This is a genomic window from Bradyrhizobium sp. SZCCT0148 (assembly GCF_018129985.1).
GTDB classification, from domain to species: Bacteria; Pseudomonadota; Alphaproteobacteria; order Rhizobiales; family Xanthobacteraceae; genus Bradyrhizobium; species Bradyrhizobium japonicum_H.
In genome coordinates this window covers 481,943-500,110 of the sequence record NZ_JAFCKT010000003.1, presented here as the reverse complement: position 1 = coordinate 500,110, position 18,168 = coordinate 481,943, and the positions used below count along the sequence as shown (strand labels likewise).

Annotated in this window: 18 protein-coding genes; 11 read left to right on the top strand and 7 right to left on the bottom strand. The window is 65.2% G+C overall.

All coding sequences use genetic code 11. The features are described from left to right. Positions 1–17 precede the first annotated feature (17 nt). From JQ580_RS14150 to JQ580_RS14140, 3 genes are read left to right on the top strand one after another with little or no spacing between them, the layout of a single operon-like run. Positions 18–746 (top strand): haloacid dehalogenase type II, encoded by a 729-nt coding sequence (locus tag JQ580_RS14150; RefSeq protein WP_212280637.1) that lies wholly within the window; start codon positions 18–20, stop codon positions 744–746. A 40-nt stretch (positions 747–786) separates the two neighbouring features. Further along, entirely contained in the window at positions 787–1,254 is a 468-nt protein-coding gene (locus JQ580_RS14145) for a YbaK/EbsC family protein (RefSeq protein ID WP_212280634.1), read from the top strand. Between the two features lie 59 nt (positions 1,255–1,313). Beyond that, positions 1,314–2,138, top strand: coding sequence for an adenylate/guanylate cyclase domain-containing protein (locus JQ580_RS14140; protein WP_212280813.1), 825 nt, complete (start codon positions 1,314–1,316; stop codon positions 2,136–2,138). Between the two features lie 63 nt (positions 2,139–2,201). Here the strand turns inward: JQ580_RS14140 and JQ580_RS14135 are convergent, their stop codons facing one another. Next, positions 2,202–2,558: a hypothetical protein gene (locus tag JQ580_RS14135; RefSeq protein ID WP_212280633.1), complete on the bottom strand. Its 357-nt coding sequence runs from the start codon at positions 2,556–2,558 to the stop codon at positions 2,202–2,204. A 108-nt stretch (positions 2,559–2,666) separates the two neighbouring features. Further along, the gene (locus JQ580_RS14130; protein ID WP_212280632.1) at positions 2,667–3,653 is read right to left on the bottom strand and encodes a tripartite tricarboxylate transporter substrate binding protein; all 987 of its coding nucleotides are present in this window, start codon (positions 3,651–3,653) and stop codon (positions 2,667–2,669) included. A 147-nt stretch (positions 3,654–3,800) separates the two neighbouring features. Between JQ580_RS14130 and JQ580_RS14125 the strand changes: the two genes are divergently transcribed. Next, positions 3,801–4,058, top strand: coding sequence for a hypothetical protein (locus JQ580_RS14125; RefSeq protein WP_212280630.1), 258 nt, complete (start codon positions 3,801–3,803; stop codon positions 4,056–4,058). A gap of 118 nt (positions 4,059–4,176) precedes the next feature. On the opposite strand, the gene JQ580_RS14120 is transcribed toward JQ580_RS14125, so the two are convergent. Then, entirely contained in the window at positions 4,177–5,112 is a 936-nt protein-coding gene (locus JQ580_RS14120; protein ID WP_212280629.1) for a LysR family transcriptional regulator, read from the bottom strand. Between the two features lie 114 nt (positions 5,113–5,226). On the opposite strand from JQ580_RS14120, the gene JQ580_RS14115 reads away from it, so the two are divergent. The 3 genes from JQ580_RS14115 to wrbA all read left to right on the top strand — a co-directional run bounded on the left by JQ580_RS14115 (position 5,227) and on the right by wrbA (position 7,456). Continuing rightward, positions 5,227–5,979 (top strand): SDR family NAD(P)-dependent oxidoreductase, encoded by a 753-nt coding sequence (locus tag JQ580_RS14115; RefSeq protein ID WP_212280628.1) that lies wholly within the window; start codon positions 5,227–5,229, stop codon positions 5,977–5,979. Between the two features lie 35 nt (positions 5,980–6,014). Then, a complete protein-coding gene (locus tag JQ580_RS14110; protein ID WP_212280627.1) occupies positions 6,015–6,713 on the top strand; it encodes a pirin family protein in 699 nt (232 codons plus the stop codon). Between the two features lie 143 nt (positions 6,714–6,856). Beyond that, on the top strand, positions 6,857–7,456 hold the full coding sequence (wrbA, locus tag JQ580_RS14105) for an NAD(P)H:quinone oxidoreductase (RefSeq protein WP_212280626.1): 600 nt from the start codon (positions 6,857–6,859) through the stop codon (positions 7,454–7,456). Between the two features lie 60 nt (positions 7,457–7,516). On the opposite strand, the gene JQ580_RS14100 is transcribed toward wrbA, so the two are convergent. From JQ580_RS14100 to JQ580_RS14090, 3 genes are all read right to left on the bottom strand, one after another. Beyond that, positions 7,517–8,662 carry a GNAT family N-acetyltransferase gene (locus JQ580_RS14100; protein ID WP_212280625.1) on the bottom strand — a complete coding sequence of 382 codons (1,146 nt, stop codon included), beginning with the start codon at positions 8,660–8,662 and terminating at the stop codon, positions 7,517–7,519. A 109-nt stretch (positions 8,663–8,771) separates the two neighbouring features. After that, positions 8,772–10,124 carry an O-antigen ligase family protein gene (locus tag JQ580_RS14095; protein WP_212280624.1) on the bottom strand — a complete coding sequence of 451 codons (1,353 nt, stop codon included), beginning with the start codon at positions 10,122–10,124 and terminating at the stop codon, positions 8,772–8,774. Positions 10,125–10,127: 3 nt separating this feature from the next. Continuing rightward, positions 10,128–11,228 carry a glycosyltransferase gene (locus tag JQ580_RS14090; protein ID WP_212280623.1) on the bottom strand — a complete coding sequence of 367 codons (1,101 nt, stop codon included), beginning with the start codon at positions 11,226–11,228 and terminating at the stop codon, positions 10,128–10,130. A 245-nt stretch (positions 11,229–11,473) separates the two neighbouring features. Here JQ580_RS14090 and JQ580_RS14085 point away from each other — a divergent pair, with 245 nt between their 5' ends. Next, positions 11,474–12,466 (top strand): glycosyltransferase, encoded by a 993-nt coding sequence (locus JQ580_RS14085; RefSeq protein ID WP_212280622.1) that lies wholly within the window; start codon positions 11,474–11,476, stop codon positions 12,464–12,466. Positions 12,467–12,469: 3 nt separating this feature from the next. Here JQ580_RS14085 and JQ580_RS14080 read toward each other — a convergent pair whose 3' ends face one another. Further along, positions 12,470–13,498 carry a glycosyltransferase family 2 protein gene (locus tag JQ580_RS14080; protein ID WP_212280621.1) on the bottom strand — a complete coding sequence of 343 codons (1,029 nt, stop codon included), beginning with the start codon at positions 13,496–13,498 and terminating at the stop codon, positions 12,470–12,472. 398 nt (positions 13,499–13,896) lie between these two features. On the opposite strand from JQ580_RS14080, the gene JQ580_RS14075 reads away from it, so the two are divergent. The 3 genes from JQ580_RS14075 to JQ580_RS14065 all read left to right on the top strand — a co-directional run bounded on the left by JQ580_RS14075 (position 13,897) and on the right by JQ580_RS14065 (position 18,154). Next, positions 13,897–14,697 carry a class I SAM-dependent methyltransferase gene (locus JQ580_RS14075; protein ID WP_212280620.1) on the top strand — a complete coding sequence of 267 codons (801 nt, stop codon included), beginning with the start codon at positions 13,897–13,899 and terminating at the stop codon, positions 14,695–14,697. Positions 14,698–14,988: 291 nt separating this feature from the next. Beyond that, complete coding sequence (locus tag JQ580_RS14070) at positions 14,989–17,358, top strand: exopolysaccharide transport family protein (protein WP_212280619.1); 2,370 nt, start codon at positions 14,989–14,991, stop codon at positions 17,356–17,358. Next, positions 17,351–18,154 carry a WecB/TagA/CpsF family glycosyltransferase gene (locus JQ580_RS14065; protein ID WP_212280618.1) on the top strand — a complete coding sequence of 268 codons (804 nt, stop codon included), beginning with the start codon at positions 17,351–17,353 and terminating at the stop codon, positions 18,152–18,154. The genes JQ580_RS14070 and JQ580_RS14065 overlap by 8 nt, the downstream gene beginning before the upstream one ends. Positions 18,155–18,168 lie beyond the last annotated feature (14 nt).

Sequence of the window (18,168 nt, the reverse complement as noted above, 5' to 3'; positions counted from 1 at the left end):
GCGCGAAAGGACAGCCGATGAGCAACGCCGTCGTCTTCGACGCTTACGGGACGCTCTACGACATCCAGTCGGTCGCTGACATCACCGAGGATGCGTTTCCGGGCTATGGCGAGATCATCACGCAGGTCTGGCGCATCAAGCAGCTCGAATACACCTGGCTGCGCTCGCTGATGGGGCGCTACCAGGATTTCGCTGCGGTCACCCGCGACTCGCTGGCCTACACGCTGCGCATGCTTGGGCTCGTCTATGAGAACGAGGCGTTCGAGCGCGTGATCGAGAAGTACCTGCATCTCGATCTCTACCCGGATGCGACTGTAGCCCTCACCGCACTGAAGCCGCGCAAGCTCGCCATTCTCTCCAACGGCAGTCCGGACATGCTGAACGCGCTGGTGCGCAATTCCGGGCTCGACCGCCTGCTGGATGCGACCATCAGCGTCGACGCGAAGAAGATCTTCAAGCCGAGCCCGGCAGCCTATGAGCTGATCGGTGAAAAGCTCGGCACCGCGCCGCATGAGGTTCTGTTCGTGTCGTCCAATCCTTGGGACGTGGCGGAAGCGAAGTCGTTCGGGCTCAACGTCGCCTGGATCGAGCGGGTGACGCCGGAGGCGATGGCGATGGCTTGCGTCGAGAATGAACTCATGGCACCGCTGACCATGTTCAAGGCGATCCGCACCCAGATGGACGAGCTTGGCTTTGCGCCGGACCACAGCGTCCGCTCGCTGTCCGAGCTCCCGGGGATCGCTTAGCATCGCCGCCGCCCGCAAGTCTGGACATGAGCTGACTGGAATGAGCCTGGAATCCGTTCGCGCCTTTTTCGCCGAGAAAGCCCCCGACATCACCGTCATCGAATCCGAGGTCAGCTCGGCCACAGTGCCGCTGGCCGCCGAAGCCTATGGTGTCGAGCCCGGCATGATCGCCAAGACGCTGAGCTTGCGCGTCGGAGAACGCGTCATCCTGATCGTGGCCGCCGGCACCTCGCGGATGGACAACAAGAAGGTCAAGGCGCAATTCGGCGGCAAGCCGAAGATGCTGGGGCTGGAAGAGGTTGCCGAGATCACCGGGCACGAGGTCGGCGGCGTCTGCCCGTTCGGCCTGAAGTCGCCGCTGCCGGTTTATTGCGACGTGTCGCTGAAGGCGTTCGAGGTGGTGGTGCCGGCCGCGGGCTCGACCCACAGCGCGGTACGCATCACCCCCTACCGCATGGCCGAACTGACCGCCGCCGAATGGGTCGATGTCTGCGAGGTCAGGACGTAAGGCGGCACCGGATACGATCTCTGGTGCATTTGCCGGTCAGGGAGGCTAGCATGGCGACGATGACCGACGACAAGGTGAAACGACGACTAACCACCGTGCTGTGCGCCGACGTTTACGGCTATTCGCGTCTCATGGAAGCGGACGAGACCGGAACGCTGGAGACGCTCCGCCGCTACCGCACGGCTATTGCGCGATTGGTCGAGCGCCATGACGGCCGCATCGTCAACACCTGGGGCGATGCCATCATCGCCGAGTTCGCCAGCGTCGTCGAGGCCGTGCAATGCGCCGTCGAGATCCAGCAGGAAATCGCCAGTCAGGCTTCGACCCAGGCGAGCCCGATGCAGTTTCGCATCGGCATCAATCTTGGCGATGTCATGGTGGACGGCTCGGACATCTACGGCGACGGGGTCAATATCGCATCGCGGCTGCAAGAGCTTGCCGAGCCCGGCGGGGTCGTGATCTCGAGCTCCGTCTACGACCAGGTGCATAACAAATTGTCCGTCGGCTTCGACTGCCTCGGCCAGCGTCCGATGAAGAACATTGCTCCCCTGACCAGTTACCGGCTGACGCTGGGCGGCCAGCCCGCCGGGCCGGCGAGCTTCGGCATCCAGGACAGCGCACCTCCCTCAGAACGGTCGCGTGCTCGTTGGGTGGACGAGAGGCGCGCGCCATCGTCGCCGACGAATGTCGTCTCGGAGTGGCTCACAAGGGTGCCCCGCCCGGTCGCAGCCGCCCTGACCATTTCCGCCTTCCTGATTGTGATCAATCTCATGACCAGCCACAGGATCTGGTTCCATTGGCCGGTCGCAGCCATTTTCTTCGGTGTGCTGATGCGCATGGTGCTCGGAAACCGACCTGAATCGGACAGCAGAACCGAGCGCTGAACGAGGCGACACCACGACATCTTCGCGCCGCGCGCCTCGTCCGGATCACGCGTTCAAGAAAGCCTAATCGTCGCTGTCGTCATAGGGGCGCGGCTGCACTTGCGAAGGAGGCGGCGGCGCGTTGTCGTAGCGCGGCTGCGGTGCGGCGCGGTTGCGTTGCACCTGCTGCTGCGGCGGCATCTGATTGTTGGACTGGAAGACGGCGCGGCAGCCGCTCGACAGTTGCGGCGTATTCTGCCGCAGGCAGGCAGTGATCCGGCCGACGTCCGGAATCTGATCGCTGCACAGACGCCAGACGTCCGGCGTGCAGGCCATCTGCTGTTCCATGGTCCCGCGATATTCTTCGGCGAATGCTGCGCCCGGCGCCACCATGCCGCCGATCGCGAGCACGACACCCAGCGCAATTCGCTGTGTTCGCATGTCCCGATCCTTCTCAATTTCCGACGTCGATTTCCTTGGTATCTCCTCCATCAATGGGGCGGGAGCCGGTTATGGACCAACAAAAAAATGTGAAAACGGCGCTGGAACCTACTCCACCTTGCCGATCTTCTTCACCGCCGCAATCAGCCGCGTGCTGTCGGTCGCGACGAATTGCGCAAACGCCGGCGCATCCTGATAGGCGACCAGGCTGCCGGAGGTCTCGAAGGCCTTGAGCACGTCGGGACTCGTCATCACCTGCGCCATCGCCTCGCGCAAGCGGGTCGCGATTGGTGCGGGAAGAGAACTCTGTGCGAAGAGTCCGGCCCAGATGTACATCTCGACGTCCTTGTAGCCGAGTTCCTGGAAGGTCGGCACGTCGGGAAAGCTCGCGATGCGCCGCGCGCCGCAATTGCCGAGCACGCGCAGCTTGCCGTCGTCGACCTGCGGCTTCAGCGTCCCCGGTGCGGCTGCGATCGCCTGCACGGTGCCGCTGAGCAGCGCGGTCAGCGCCGGGCCTGCGCCGCGGAACGGCACGTGCAGCAATTTGATGTCCGCGCTGTTGGCGAACATCTCCATCGCCACATGCAGCGTGCCGTAGGGCCCTGACGAGCCATAGGTGATCTGGCCCGGCCGCTTCTTCGCATCCTCGACGAACTCCTGCGCAGTCTTCCATGGCGCCGAGGCCGGCACCGCGAGCAGCGTGGGATCGGCGAGCACGCGCGCGATCGGCATGAACTGCGAGACTTCGTAGGCGACGGGGCGGTCGAACAGCCGATCGGCCTCGGGCAGCACCGCGAGCGAGGACAGCGTCATCAACAGCGTGTAACCGTCGGGTTCGGCGCGTGCCGCCGCGGCATTGCCGACCGAGCCGCCGCCGCCTCCGGCACGGTTGTCGACGATGACGGGCTTGCCCAGGATCCGCTCGAGCGCCATCGCCACCGGCCGCGCTGCGAGATCGGCCTGTCCGCCGGCCGGAAACGGCACGATCATCGTGATGTTGCGCACCGGATAGGTTTGCGCGAAGGCCGGACCAGGTAACGCAACGCGCAGCAACGGCAGTGCAGCAGCGGCGCGCAGGATATCGCGTCGATCCATGGCAGGTCCCTCCTCGATTTCTTCTTGTTTCGCCGCCAGCCTAGCGTGGCGATCGGCAAGAACAAGCCGTTTACGAAGCGTTAGCCATGTTTGGCCCGCTCCGGAACGCAGCCCCACACCCTCGGTTAACCTGCAAGGGAGGCCGCCATGGGAAAATTCGCGACCATCGACATCGCCTTGGACGAGATGCTGGTGAATCTCGCCGCGATCGTGCTGCGGCTTTCAGCGCCCGAACTGACGCGGACACCGGAAGCGCGCCACGCCTTGGTGCAATCCGTCCGTCAATATGCCATCTGCGCCGCGCACTCGACGGATCCGCGCGTGCACGAATTGAAGGTGCAGCTGGAAGACACACTCAAGCCAGCCTTGCGCATCGTGGCGAGCAATGGCGTCAACGTGTTGTAGTTGGCGCTACTGACATTGCGAGGAGCGCTTGCGACGAAGCCATCCAGAATCTCTCGCCGGAGGCGCTCTGGATTGCTTCGCAGCGCTCGCAATGACGCGACGGTTCATACCGCTCGTTCTATGACGTCTTGGCCTTCCCGCGCGGCCGCCGCTTGCACATGCCCGGCAGCTTGGCGGCGAGGAAATCGCCGAGCGCTTCGACGCGGGCGGGACGCGGGCCGCCGGGGGGCGTCACCAGATGCACAGCACCTTCGGCCTGCTTCCAGTCCTTCAGGATCACTTCGACGGCCCCCGACGAAATTGCTTCACCGACGATGAACTCGGGCAGTTCGGCGATGCCGAGGCCCGCGATCAGCGCCGGCATCACGGCTTCGCCATTGTTGACGCGGAGCTGACCGCCCGGGCGCACGCTGGCCTGCTCGCCGGCCGAATTGGTGTAGTGCCAGATGTTGGGCGTCGACAGGTAGGCGTAGCTGAAGCATTTGTGCTCGGCCAAGTGCATCGGATGCGTCGGCCGTCCGTGCTTCTTCAGATAGGACGGCGCGGCCACGGTGAAGCGCGGCATGGTGAAGAGGCGCCGTGCGATCAGCGAGGAGTCCGGCAGCCGCGCGATCCGCACCGCCATGTCAAAGCCCTCGCCTATCAGGTCGATCGTCGCGTCACTCAAATGCAGATCGACAGAGACCTCCGGATAGGCCTCAAAGAATTCCGGCAGCAGCGGCGCCACCGCCTTGATCCCGAACGTCATCGGCACGGCGAGCCGCACCAGCCCGCGCGGCGCGACCGATTGCGCCAGCGCCTCATTCTCCGCCGCTTCGCCGTCGGTCAAGAGGCGCGTCGCGCGCTCGGCGAGCTTGTGCCCCGCGTCGGTCAGCGCAAGCCGGCGGGACGTGCGGTTGAACAGCCGCGCGCCGAGCCGCTCCTCCAGCCGCGTGACGGCCTTGGACACCGTCGCCTTGGACATCGCCAGCTCGCTCGCGGCCCCCGCAAATGACCGTAATTCCACGACTTTTGCGAAAATCGCCAGCGCTTCGAAATCCGGGAGTTTTGCCATGGGGCCGATCCGATCAGTGAATTTATCGAAACAATAGGTTTCAACAGTTTCTATTTCTATACCAAGGGGGGAGGCTTATCCAAGGGTCATCAGAAATTCAGGACAAGAAATCCAATGACCAAGAAGCTCTCAGGAAAGGTTGCCCTCGTCACTGGCGGATCGCGCGGCATCGGCGCGGCCGCTGCCCGCGCCCTCGCCGATGAAGGCGCCGACGTCGCCATCAGCTACGTCGCTTCGCCCGAAAAGGCCGAGGCGGTCGTTACCGAGTTGAGGGCCCGGGGCGTCAAGGCCCGCGCCTTCAAGGCAGACCAGGCCTCGGCCAAGGACGTCACGAAGCTCGTGAACGACGTCGCAAAGGAATTCGGCCATCTCGACATTCTCGTCAACAATGCCGGCGTCGCTGCTGGCGGTGCGACCGACGATGCCGATGCCGACACTGCCGCGCTGGAACGTCAGGACCAGGTCAACGTGCACGGCGTCATCGCCGCGATCCGCGCGGGTTCGCAGTTGATGGGTGAAGGCGGCCGCATCGTCACCGTCGGCTCGATGCTGGCCGATCGCGCCTCGTTCCCCGGTCTTGCCGACTACGTTGCGACCAAGGCGGCCGTCGTCGGCTACACCAAGGGCGCGGCGCGCGATCTCGGCCCGCGCGGCATCACCGTCAACGTCGTACAGCCCGGCTCGATCAACACCGACATGAATCCGGATGACGACCGCGACTTCGCGGAAGCCCAGCGCAAGCAGCACGCGCTGCAGCGCTTCGGCCGTCCCGAGGAAGTCGCAGCCGGCATCGTGTTCCTCGCGAGCCCGGACGCCTCCTTCGTCACCGGTACCGTTCTCAACGTCGATGGCGGCTTCGGCGCCTGAACGAGGTGCCAACCGCCCAAACAAGGATGACGCACATGATCGAACTCAGACCTTTCGACAAGCTCGGCGGCGCCGATCACGGCTGGCTCAAAGCCAAACATCACTTCTCGTTCGCCAGCCATTATGATCCCGACAACATGGGCCACGGCGCCCTGCGGGTGTGGAACGACGACGAGATCGCGCCCAACACCGGCTTTCCCGCCCATCCCCATGCCAACATGGAGATCATCACCTATGTGCGCGAAGGCGCGATCACCCATCAGGACAGCCTCGGCAATCAGGGCCGTACCGAAGCGGGCGACGTGCAAGTGATGAGCGCCGGCAGCGGCATTCGCCACTCCGAATACAATCTGGAGCCGACGCAGACGCGCATCTTCCAGATCTGGATCGAGCCGGTGGCACGCGGGGGACAGCCGACCTGGGGCTCGAAGCCGTTTCCGAAGGCCGATCGCTCCGGCAAGCTCGTCACGATCGCGAGCGGGATCGACGGTGACACGGACGCGCTGCCGATCCGCGCCGATGCGCGGGTGCTCGCCACCACGCTGAAGGCCGGCGAGAGCGCGGAGTACGTGTCGCAGAAGTCTCGGCATCTCTATCTGGTGCCTGCGGCAGGCGCCGTCGAGATCAACGGCGTGCGCGTCAATGCCCGCGACGGCGCCGCGATCCGCGACGAGAGCACGCTGAAGATCACCGCGCTGGAAGATACGGAGCTCGTGCTCGTCGATGCGGCGTAAGCGCGAACCACACAAAACCCGTCATGCCCGGGCTTGACCCGGGCATCCATCACCTTCGCAAGAGTTGTTGAAGAGCGAGGGTTGCAGGGTCAAGCCCGGCAACGACGGCAAACAGAACAACCCATCACCAAACGGAGACCACCATGACCAAAGTTCTCGTGCTCTATTATTCCGCCTACGGCCACATCGAAGCGATGGCCAACGCCGTCGCCGAAGGCGCGCGCGAGGCCGGCGCCACCGTCGATATCAAGCGCGTGCCGGAACTGGTGCCGGCCGAGGTCGCAAAGGCCTCCTATTACAAGGTCGATCAGGCCGCCCCCGTCGCTGCGATCGACGATCTCGCCAATTACGACGCGATCATCGTCGGCACCGGCACCCGCTTCGGTCGCATGGCCTCGCAGATGGCGAACTTCCTCGACCAGGCCGGCGGGCTCTGGGCCAAGGGCGCGCTGCACGGCAAGGTCGGCGGCGCCTTCACGGCGACCGCGACCCAGCACGGCGGCCAGGAGACGACGCTGTTCTCGATCATCACCAACCTGCTGCATTTCGGCATGGTCGTGGTCGGCATGAACTACGGCTTCGCCGGCCAGATGAAGCTCGACGAGGTCACCGGCGGCGCGCCCTACGGTGCCACCACGATCACCGGCGGCGACGGCAGCCGCCAGCCCAGCGCCAACGAGCTCGCCGGCGCGCGCTATCAGGGACGCCAGATCGCGGAGACCGCCAAGAAGCTCCACGGCTGAGCTCCATGGGTGAGCTTCACGCGTGATATGAAAGCGGCATTCCCATTCGGGAATGCCGCTTCAGCGGCTTCCCTTGCCCAAGGCTCGCGCTGCAAGGGCTGCAGCGGCGGGATGGCGGCGCAGGCCCTGCGCGGCATGGTCGCGCCACGCAAAGGGAGCGCCGCGCCAAGACAGCGCGACGCTGACGTCGGTCAGCGGGACCCTCTCGGCGCCGAAGCGCCGCTTGTAGTCCTGATTGCCGATGCTGAGGTCGAAACGGCGCACGCCCCCGGCATGCAGCGCCGCCATCGTACGCTCGATGACGAGCAGTCCCGGCGAGCAGCTCGACCATGCAGTGCCGGCGTGGCTGATGCGCAGGAGATAATAGGTCGCATCGGATCTGACGCCGAACGCGGTGGCGACGGTCCCTTCGTCGCAGACGAGCGCCGTGACGACGGCATAGCCATCCGCGACGCCGCGATGGGCAACCTCGCGGTAAAACCGGGCATGGGCGTCGTCATTGAGGACGAACCGCGAGCCGAGCTGGCGCATACGCGCCTGCTGCTGCACGTCCATCACGTCGAGCAGCTCATGCGCGCGCGCAACGTCCGCGGCGATCTCGAACCGCGCGCCTTCGTGCCGGTCGAAGACGCGCCAGCAGCGCGGCATCTGCATGCGCTTGATCGCGGCCTGATAGTCGGCATAGTCGTCGCCCATCAGCACGACATTGCCGTTCAGCGATGACGATCCGATCCGTCCCATCGCGACCAGCGGATTCGGCTTGCCGCTGACGTGGGCCGGCATCTTCCTGAGGCGAAGCAGATCGAAGCAGTCCGGCAAGGCGCGCAACGCCTCGACCAGGGCCCCGCCGATCGCATCCATTGCGACGGCGTCTAACGCGGCATCGAGCGCCAGGATCGGCGCGTTGTTGTCGGAGACGCCGAGATCGGCGAATTCGACGATGCGGATGCCGCGCCTGACATGGCTGACCATCGGCACCAGCGCGATGTCCTCGCCGGTGGCGGCATCCGAGATGACCGCGATCAGCGGCGCAACATCGTGAAACGCCTGATACCAGGCATCGAGCCAGTAACCATGCTGGAATGCGGTGCGATGCCCGGCGCTCAGTCGCGGCGCGGCCTGCCGCCAGTCACGCACGAAATCGATCGCGAATTTCGGCGGGCCGGACACGAGACCATCTGGTTGCTCGACGCTGAGGAACGTCATCTGCGGGGCATACGATTACGGACTGGGATTATGTTTTGTCGCACGTCGCAAGAGACCTAGCCGCATATCCTTAAGCCGATGCCACCATCGCGCCGACTGCGACAAGCTGTCAGCGTTCCGGTTCCATCTTCGCGACGCATTGGAACCTGGCGAGGAAATGCAGCCCGGCCACCGCGAGCGCGAACATGAACCAGATCGGATTCTGCCGCTCGAGCAGGAAGGTCTCGGTCGCGCCGTAATACAGGCCGAACAGCCAGACGGTCAGGAAGAGCTTTGCCAAAGCGCCACTGCGGCTGTGGGCCTGGGCCGATTGGAAATTGCCGAGCGGTGCGAGCACGAAGATGAGGATCACGAGCAGCAGCCCCGGCAGGCCGATGGTGACCGCGAGGTCGAGATAGCTGTTGTGGCTGTGCGCCGCCGAGGTCGCCCATTCGGCGCCCTGCGCCGTCTGCCGCGCTGTGACATCATCCCAGAACGCCGCGTAGCCGTGACCGATGATCGGCTTCTCGGCGACGGCCGCCAGCGCGAACTCCCAGATCGCGGAGCGGCCGGTGAAGGTCGGATCGAGCGGCAGCATTCGCGTCACCGCGCCCAGCGCCGGGCTCAAGACACTGCCGACCGTCAGCAAATTCATCACGATCAGCGGCACGAAGCAGATGATCCGCTTCAGCCACAGGCTCGGCGTCACGTAGACCAGTGACGCCAGCACGTAGACCGCAAGACACAGCACCGACGACGTCTTGCCACCGGTGAAGATCAGGAAGATGCCTGCGAGCACGGCGATCGCGGGTCCCATCACGAACGAGCCGACAGCAGTCAGGTAGATCCCGACATAGACCAGGATGGTCATCACGGGCGAGGCGATGTTCTTGTGGCCGAAACTGCCGCGCCAGTCGCCGGCGAGCTGCGGCTCGCCGATATCGAGCGCGGTGTGGATCGAATAATCCGGCGCGAGGAGGACGCCGAGATAGCACAGCGCGAGCAGCACCAGCGCTGCTCCGCCCAGACACAGATTGAAGCTGCGCTGCGTCGGCGGTAGCAATGGCAGCAGGACGGCCAGCGACGTTACGCTGGCGGCGAGCACGAAGCGCTGGATCGAGACGCCGCGGCTTTCGGAGAGGAGGATGTTGATCGCTAGCCAGCCCACGAGGCAGAGGTGAAGCGGCGTCACCAGCGTCCTCAGCGCGGGCGCATCCGTGGTGGCGACGAGCAGCACCGCGACCGCAGCGAGCAGCCCCCAGGCAATATAGGTCAGCGCCATTCGTCCGCCGACGACGGCGGCGGCATCGGGATTGCGCAGGTCCGGGAAGGGATCGAGCGTCACCAGCACCAGCAGCAGCGCTGCGACGACGACGAGGCAGCGCGCCGCCTGCACGGCATTCAGCTCCGCCAGCCCGTTGCGGAAGGCGCCGCTCAGCGATCGGGCCTCGAGGTCGGTGATGTCGGCGGCGCTGCGGTTCATCGTTCAAGTCACTTCATGACGCCTGCGAAGCTCCGGGTCGGGGCTCAGCCCCGTTGAGAGTCCGTCGCCGGTCTCTTCGGACATCTGCGCCGCCGGCGGCCGCATGATGCTGCGCGCGATCTCGTAATATTGCAGCGCTCGTTGCTCCAACGTGAGACTGTTCAGAACGTAACCGCGCGGATCGAACGCGCCCGCGGCACACCCGTCCCAGAAACTTTGCCAGCCCGCCTCGAAGCCCGCGACGTCGGCGAACTTGGCGCCGCAGCGCTCATCCCAATACGGCACCGACGACACCGGCGCGAACTGTACACGGTGCGGATAGTAATCGGGGTCCCGCCACGGGCCGCCCGGATCCCAGGCGAAAACAGGCACGCCGCACGACAAGGCCTGCTGATAGGCGATGCCCTGGCTTTCGTTCTGGCACAGGAAGATCATCGCGCGCGAACGCGCCAGCGCTTCCTGAAAATCTTCTTCCTTGTAGCTGCCATAGCGCAGCTCCGTGAACGAGCGGCCCTCCTTGCGCAGACGGGCGCGGACGGGTTCGATCAGCTCCGGCGCATAGCGCTCGCGGTCCCAATGGACCTTGTCGTAGACCAGCACGTCGATCGTCTTTTGCGCTTGCGCCGATGGCGCCCACAGATCGGTGTCGATGCCGACCGGCCATGCCTCCGTCTCGGGCCAATACGGCCGGTACATGTCGACGTACCAGGGGCCGGGCACCACGACCTTCTTCACCGGCAGGCGCTTGAACAGATCGGGGTCGTCGAGCGGATGATTGTGAGCGGCGACGCCAAGCAGTATCGGGTTCTTCCACGCGAACTTGTCGAGCAGGAAGGTACGGCCGATGATGCAGGCGAGCTCTTCGGGATGCTGCGCGATGTATCCGTAATCGTTGACGCGGTACCGGATGCCGAGCCGGTCGAGTCCCGCACAGAGATTGAGGAACACGCGAAGCTGGCCACTCATGCGCGGCTCGCCGAGCAGCATGCGGCGCGCCACGCGCCGCAGATGCCGGTCGCCGGGAAACCAGCGGTCATCCTTGTCCTCGTAGAAGAGGTTGAGGATCATCGCATCGGGGTCGTGTTCGAACGTCTTAGCGGGCACTGGGTCCATCCGCGGCAGCCTGATGCGCATTCTCGCATGGGACCGGCTGTCGCACTCTTCCAAATTTACCTCAGGCTTAATGCCAGCGGCTTAACGCTAACTGACGAAACCGGCGCCGCGCATGCGTTCCCGTCAACGATCCGACTGTAATGCGAGTATCATTCGCGGGCATGCCCATGAGTGCGATCGATCGCATCATCCGTTCCGCGCATGCGCCCTGGTTAACAGACTCTTAAAGGCGAGCCGTGGCTCAGATCACCGCCGAAGACGTTCTCGATTTGCCGGCCACCACACGCCTGGTTCCGGCGGTTCGCCAGCCGCAGCCGTCGAGCCCGACCTGGTCGGTGTCCGTCGTCATTCCCGCCAAGAACGTTGCGGCCTATGTCGCCGAAACCCTCGTCAGCGCACTGGCGCAAAGCGACGTGGCCGAAGTGATCGTCGTGGACGACGGATCGACCGACGACACCACCGCCATCGTGAGCGGCATTCGCGATCCGCGGCTGCGCCTGATCACCAATGATTCCGCCGGCGTGTCGGCAGCGCGCAACCTCGGTGCGCGATATGCCCGCGGCGACTGGCTGCTCTTCCTCGATGCCGACGACCGCCTTCGCCCCGGCGCAGTGTCGTCACTGCTAGTAGCGGCACGCGGGGCTCCGCGGGCGGTGCTCGTCTATGGCGATTACAATACGATCGACAGCGAGGGACATCAGATCGGCCGGCGCGGCCTGCTGAAGGGACGCCGGAAGCCGTCCGGCGACGTGCTGACGCGGCTCGCTGCCGGCAATTTCATCGTCAATGGCGGCATCGCGCTCGCACGCGCCGAAGCTTTCCGGGCCATCGGCGGCTTCGATACGTCCTTGAGATATTGCGAGGATTGGCATTGCTGGTGCCGCCTCGCGGCGATCGGTGAATTCGAGTTCGCGCCAAAATTGCTGCTCGATTACCGACTGCACACCGCCAATACCATGAACGCCGCGGTTCGAACGCCGAAGGATTTCTTCCCGGCCATCGCGCGGGTGTTCGACGACGGACTGATCCTGGCGCGCCTGCCCGAGGGCACCGCGGCCGGACTGCGCCTCGCCGCCGAACTTCACCTCATCACCTATTCGGCGATGCAGGCGGTTCGCTTCGGCCGATATCGCCAGGCGTTTGCTTATCTCGGAATGGTCGGCCGGCGCTCGCTCAAGGCGTTGCCGCGTGCCGCGGCCAGGACCGCCCTCGCCCGCTTCGGCATCTGATCGTCACGACACGATCTTGGAGGCCTCATAGGGCTTCGGCTCGATCCCGAACGCGGCAAGCATGGAGCCGAGCGCGACCATCAGGGGATGCATCGCGACGACGACCTTCGACGACGGCAACAGGCCTGCGGAGCGCACCAGCGAGAGCGGCAGCCGCCCGAGCATCCTTGCGAACACTCGCGCACGCGCCGACGCGCTGTGCGCAGCCTTGTACTGCACACGATAGTTGATCGCGCCGATGCGCAGGCCGCGCTTGGCGATCCAGCCGAGGCTGGTGCGGCTCTGCGGCACTGTCTCGGTGATGACCGCCTCCGCCGTCCAGTGGAAGGTCATGCCGGCATCACGGCAACGCACGAAGAAATCGCAATCGCCACCGCCGAGGAAATTGAAGCGCAGGTCGAAGGCGGGACGATCAAGCCGCTCGAAGGCCGAGCGCGTGATCAGGCAATTGCCGCAGCCATAGATCAGCGGCACGGCGCCGGAATAGTCGTAGGCGGGACAGAAAGCGGGATGACGCGACAGCCAGGGCTTGCTGTCGTCGTCGAAGTGAGGGAGCACCGGACCACCGACCACGTCTGCGCCGGTCGCCTCCGCGGTGCGAACCATCAGTTCGAGCCAGTCGGGTGAGGCGATCTCGTCGTCGTCGATCATCAGGAAGCGGGTCGCGGCAGGAAACAGCGCCTGCGCCGTCTCGAACGCGGCGTTGATCGCCTGGCAATTGCCCTGCCGCTTCTCGACGAGGCAGACGCCCTGCAGCCTGCTGGCGGCCAGAAACTCCGCGGCAACCGGCGCGCTCTCGCGCTGTGCGGCATCGTTCTCAACCATGACGACGGCAAAGGAACGCGGCGTCCGCTGGTTCACCAGCGATTCCAGCGTCAGCCGCAGATGCTGCGGACGGCGGAAACAGGGAATGCAGACCACGATCCCGACCGACAGGTCGATGACCACGGAGCTCGCCACGATCTCCCGGTTGGGATCGCCCACTGCATCCGAGATGCGGGTGGCGGACAGGTCTGTCGGGATCAATGTCATGACGTTCTAAATGTCCGAGATATGTTGAAAAAGCCCTGCTGCAGTCGCGCATTCCCGTGACGGCACACCCGCCACGGGACAGATTCGTCCCAGAATGAACGGCCGCTCGGTGGCGCGTGCCCAGCATCTCGCGCCGGTTTCCCGGCCGTCCCAGGACAACATCATGCGCTTAACCGCTTTCGCCTGTTTCTCCCGCGAAACCATGTGCGCGTGGTACTGCAATTCGCGGTCCATGTGCCCGTGACGACCCAACATGAACAATGCCGTAGTTAATGCCTATGCGCATTAACCCGACCTAAAGCACCTCGACCGGTGAGAGGGCGCGGCATCAGATTTGCTCTTCGGGATCGCGAGTTTTTTCCTGTAAATTTGAATAGAACAAGCGCGGTCAGAGAAGAATGAACAAGCCAGCCACGATCGACTTTGCGACAGCCACGGCGACCCGGATCCCCGCGTCCGCGGCACCCGTCCAGGCGCTTCACGACCTCGTCCCCGGCGAAGCGCGCGACAGCCTGCTCGCCGTTCACCATGTGCTGCGACGCGAACTGCCGCAAGGCCGGCTCGCCATCTATGAAGCCGGCGGCGGCTCATGCAGCGTCCTGCCTCCGGAATTGCCTGGCCGAAGCAAGGTCACCGTCGTCGACATCGACGAAGACCAGGTCCGCAACAACACCTACGCGGATGAGGCGATCCTCGGCGACGTGCAGAGCTACCGTTTCGGCCGAGAGACCTTCGATCTCGTGATCTGCTACAACGTGATCGAGCATCTGCCCCATGTCGACGCCGCACTGCTGAACTTTCGCGATGCGCTCAAGCCCGGCGGGCTGATCCTGATCGGCGCGCCCAATCCCCGCTCGCTGTCCGGCATCGTCACCAAATATTCGCCGCACTGGTTTCACGTCTGGTTCTACCGGCACATCCGCGGCATCAAGGATGCCGGCCTGCCCGGCGAGCCGCCGTTTCCGACCTTCTTCCATCCGCTGGTGACGCTACCCCGGCTCGAAGCCTTCGCGGCCGCCAACGGGCTGGAGATGATCTACCGCCGTGAGGTCGAGAGCCCGCGCTATCCCGAGATGCGCCGGCGCAAGCCGCTGTTCGCGGCGCTCGTGGACGCCGGCGCGGCCGTGCTGAACACCATGCTGTCGCGTGGGACCGACGTCCGTCGCGGCGACTATCACGTCATCCTGCGGAAAAGCTGAGCATCATGATGCGCGCGCGGCCCATTGCAGGACAGGCGGAGCCTCGCGGCCATGCCGTGCGCGGTAACGAACCGTTAATCTCCAGGATGCCCGGACGTCACTGGCGTGACGAGGACGCTCCGCAGAGTGGCGAGCGCTTAAACGCTTTGTTTGCCATTTCGTTGAATAGTCCCTCAATGAGTATGGTTAATTTTCCCTGTTGCGTTGATTGGGCACCTATATCCCGGGTGCATGGCGTAGAGCGAAGAGTAGCCCCTCAGCCTGCGGCATTTGGAATGAAAGCTGGGGATCATGCTTGACTACAGTCAGCCGATAGATCGGGCGAGACCCGAGCCCTCGCAACAGAAGTCTCGAGCCGGCTTCAACGTGCTGGAGCTGGCCGATTTGCTCTGGCGGCGCAAGGTCGCGATTGCCGCGGCTGCCCTGATCGGCGCAACGCTCGCCGTCACCGTGGGCAAGGGCCTGACGCCGCGCTACACCGCCACCGCCCAGCTCTATGTCGATCCGCGCGAGCTTCAGCTTGTCGATCGTGAGCTCACGCCGCGCGCGCAGGACGTTTCCGGCATGTCTATGGTGGTGGAGAGCCAGGCGCGGCTGATCACCTCCAACAGCGTGCTGCTCAAGGTGATCCAGCAGGCGGGTCTCGACAAGGACCCGGAATTCGGCGGCGGCGGTGACGGCCAGAGCCTGATGTCGTCGCTGCTCGGCCTGATCGGCCTGCATCCGCGCGCGCCCTCCGCTGCGGACAACAAGGCAGTGCAGCTTGCGGCGCTCGAGGCCCTGAACCGGCACATCACGATCCGCAAGACCGAGAAGAGCTTCATCGTCGACATCGAGGTCTGGTCGACGGATCCGGCGAAAGCCGCGATGCTCGCCAACACGCTGACCAATGCCTATCTCGCCGAGTCCCGCAACTCCCAGGCTTCGGCCGCACGGCGAGCCACCAACGATCTCTCCGGCCGCCTCAAGGAGCTGCGCGAGCGGCTGCGCAATGCCGAGACCACGCTCGCCACCTACAAGGCCCAGAACAATTTCGTCGGCACCCAGGACTCGCTGATCAGCGATCAGCAACTCTCCGCCAGCAACCAGCGGCTTTCCGCAGCCCGCGCGGCGACGATGGATGCGCAGGCGCGGCTCGACCAGATCGAGGCGAGCCGCCGTACCGCCGCCGATGCCGGCGCCATCCCGGAAGCGCTGCAATCGCCGACGATCGCGAACCTGCGCGCGCAATATGCCGACGCGCGCAAGAAATACGCGGAGCAGGCTGGCGAGCTCGGGCCGCGCCATCCGGCCCTGCGCCAGACCGAGAAGCAGGTCGAGGATCTCAAGCGCACCATCAGCGAGGAGATCGACCGCTTCGCCCAGTCCGCCAAGAACGATCTGACGCGCGCTCGCGACTACGAGGCCTCGCTCAACCGGGCCATGGAAGCACAGAAGCGGCAGAGCGTGCAGCTCAGCCAGGCCGCCGTCCGCCTGCGCGAGCTTGAGCGCGAAGCCGATGCCAGCCGCGACGTCTACCAATCCTTCCTCAAGCGCTCGCGCGAGACCGAGGAGCAGGAGACGCTGAATACGTCGGCGGCCCGCGTCATCGGCGAGGCGACGGTGCCGCAGCGGCGCTCGTTCCCGCCCGCCATGAGCATGTTCGCAATGATCGGCTTCATCTTCGGCGCGCTCGCAGCGTCGGGCTGGTTCGCCGCAGCCGAACTGCTGCTCGTCGGCGCGCCGGCGCCCGCACCGGCCAACCGTGAGCGCAAGCCCGCGCCGGAGAGGACGTACACTCCCGAGGTTTTGCCGGAGCCGGAAGCGCCGCTGGCGTCCCAGGTTTCGCAACCTGCGGAAGTGGCGCAGGACCTGCCCGAACTTGCCGCGCCGCCGCTGCAGCCTGCGATGGTCGACAAGCCCCTGATCGAAAAGCCGCTGATCGCGCGCCTCCAGGAAGCCGACGTCATCCACACGTTAGGCGCCATTCTTGCCACCGGCGGCGGCGTCGACGTCACGAGGCTGGGCTGGCCGACATTGCGGCCCGGCTTTCCCTTGACGAAACTACTCAACACCTGGCGCGACATGCGCACTGCCGTGGCCAGGCGCGCCGGCGACAAGGCGATGCCGGTCATCGCGATCGTCGGTGCCGGCGAGACCAGCGGGCGCAGCGTGAGCGCGCTGAATTTCGCGCTCGCGGCGGCGCGCGACGGCGCCCGCGTGCTGATGATCGATGCGGACCATCAGGCCCACGCCCTCTCGAACAAGGTCAGCCGCCCCGGCAAGAGCGAGCCCAGCAGGCTCGGCTGGCTCTCGATCGGCAGCAAGGCCGCCCGCGAGATCAAGACGGTCAACGGCATTTCGGTGCTGCCGGTCGGCGAAAGTGACGCCCACAAGGCCGCCGACGCAATCCGCAAGGCGATTGCACAAGCGCGCGCCGCAGGCGGCTATGACCTCGTGATCCTCGACGGCCCCGCGATGCCGCTCTCGGCCGGCGGCCGCAAGCTGCTCGACGACACCGACGCGCTGCTGGCGGTGCTGCCGACCAGCCTCGACATCAACGACAGCCTGGAAGAAATCCTGACCGCGCTGGGCCGCGCCGAGCGCAAGCTCGTCGGCGTCGTGCTCGACGAGCTCACCCCGGCACTCCAGACGCGCCAGCGAGGCAGACAATATGCTTGAGCGTCGCGTCAACATCGACGGGCGAGCGGCGACGGCCGACGTGCCGCGCATCACCGTCGGCGGGCTTCGCATGGCCGCGATCGATCTGGAAGCGACCGCCGATTTCATGATCGAAGCGACTGATCCCGACAATCGCATCGGCCGTCCCCTGTTCCTGACCTCGGCCAATGGCGAGGTACTGGCGCGCTGTTCGACGGAGCCGCAGACCGAGCGCCTGTTCCGCGCCGCCGACCTGATCAACGCCGACGGCCAGCCGCTGGTGGCGGCCTCGCGGCTGCAATCATGGTTTCCCCTGCCCGAGCGGGTCGCGACCACGGACCTGTTCCACGTCGTCGCGCGCAAGGCGGAGGCTGTGGGCCGTACCTTCTACATGTTGGGTGCCAGCGAGGACGAGAACATCGCGGCGGTCGAGAACGTCCAGAAGCTCTATCCCGACCTCAAGATCGTCGGACACAGCCACGGCTATCTGCGAGGCGAGGCATTGCGCGCCAAAGTCGAGGAGATCAACGCGCTGGCGCCGGATTATCTGTGGGTCGCGCTCGGCGTGCCCAACGAGCAGGCATTCGTGGAGGAGTTCACGCCGCACCTGACCAATGTTGGCGTTATCAAGACATCGGGCGGCCTGTTCAACTTCCTGTCGGGGAGCCGGTCCCGTGCGCCGGCATGGATGCAGAAGGTCGGACTCGAATGGGCCTGGCGCACCCTGCTCGAGCCGCGCCGCCTGTTCTGGCGCTATTTGACCACCAACCCCCGCGCGCTCTATCTTCTCTTCAGCCGCAATAAACCCATCCGCTAAGAGAAGAAGACGAC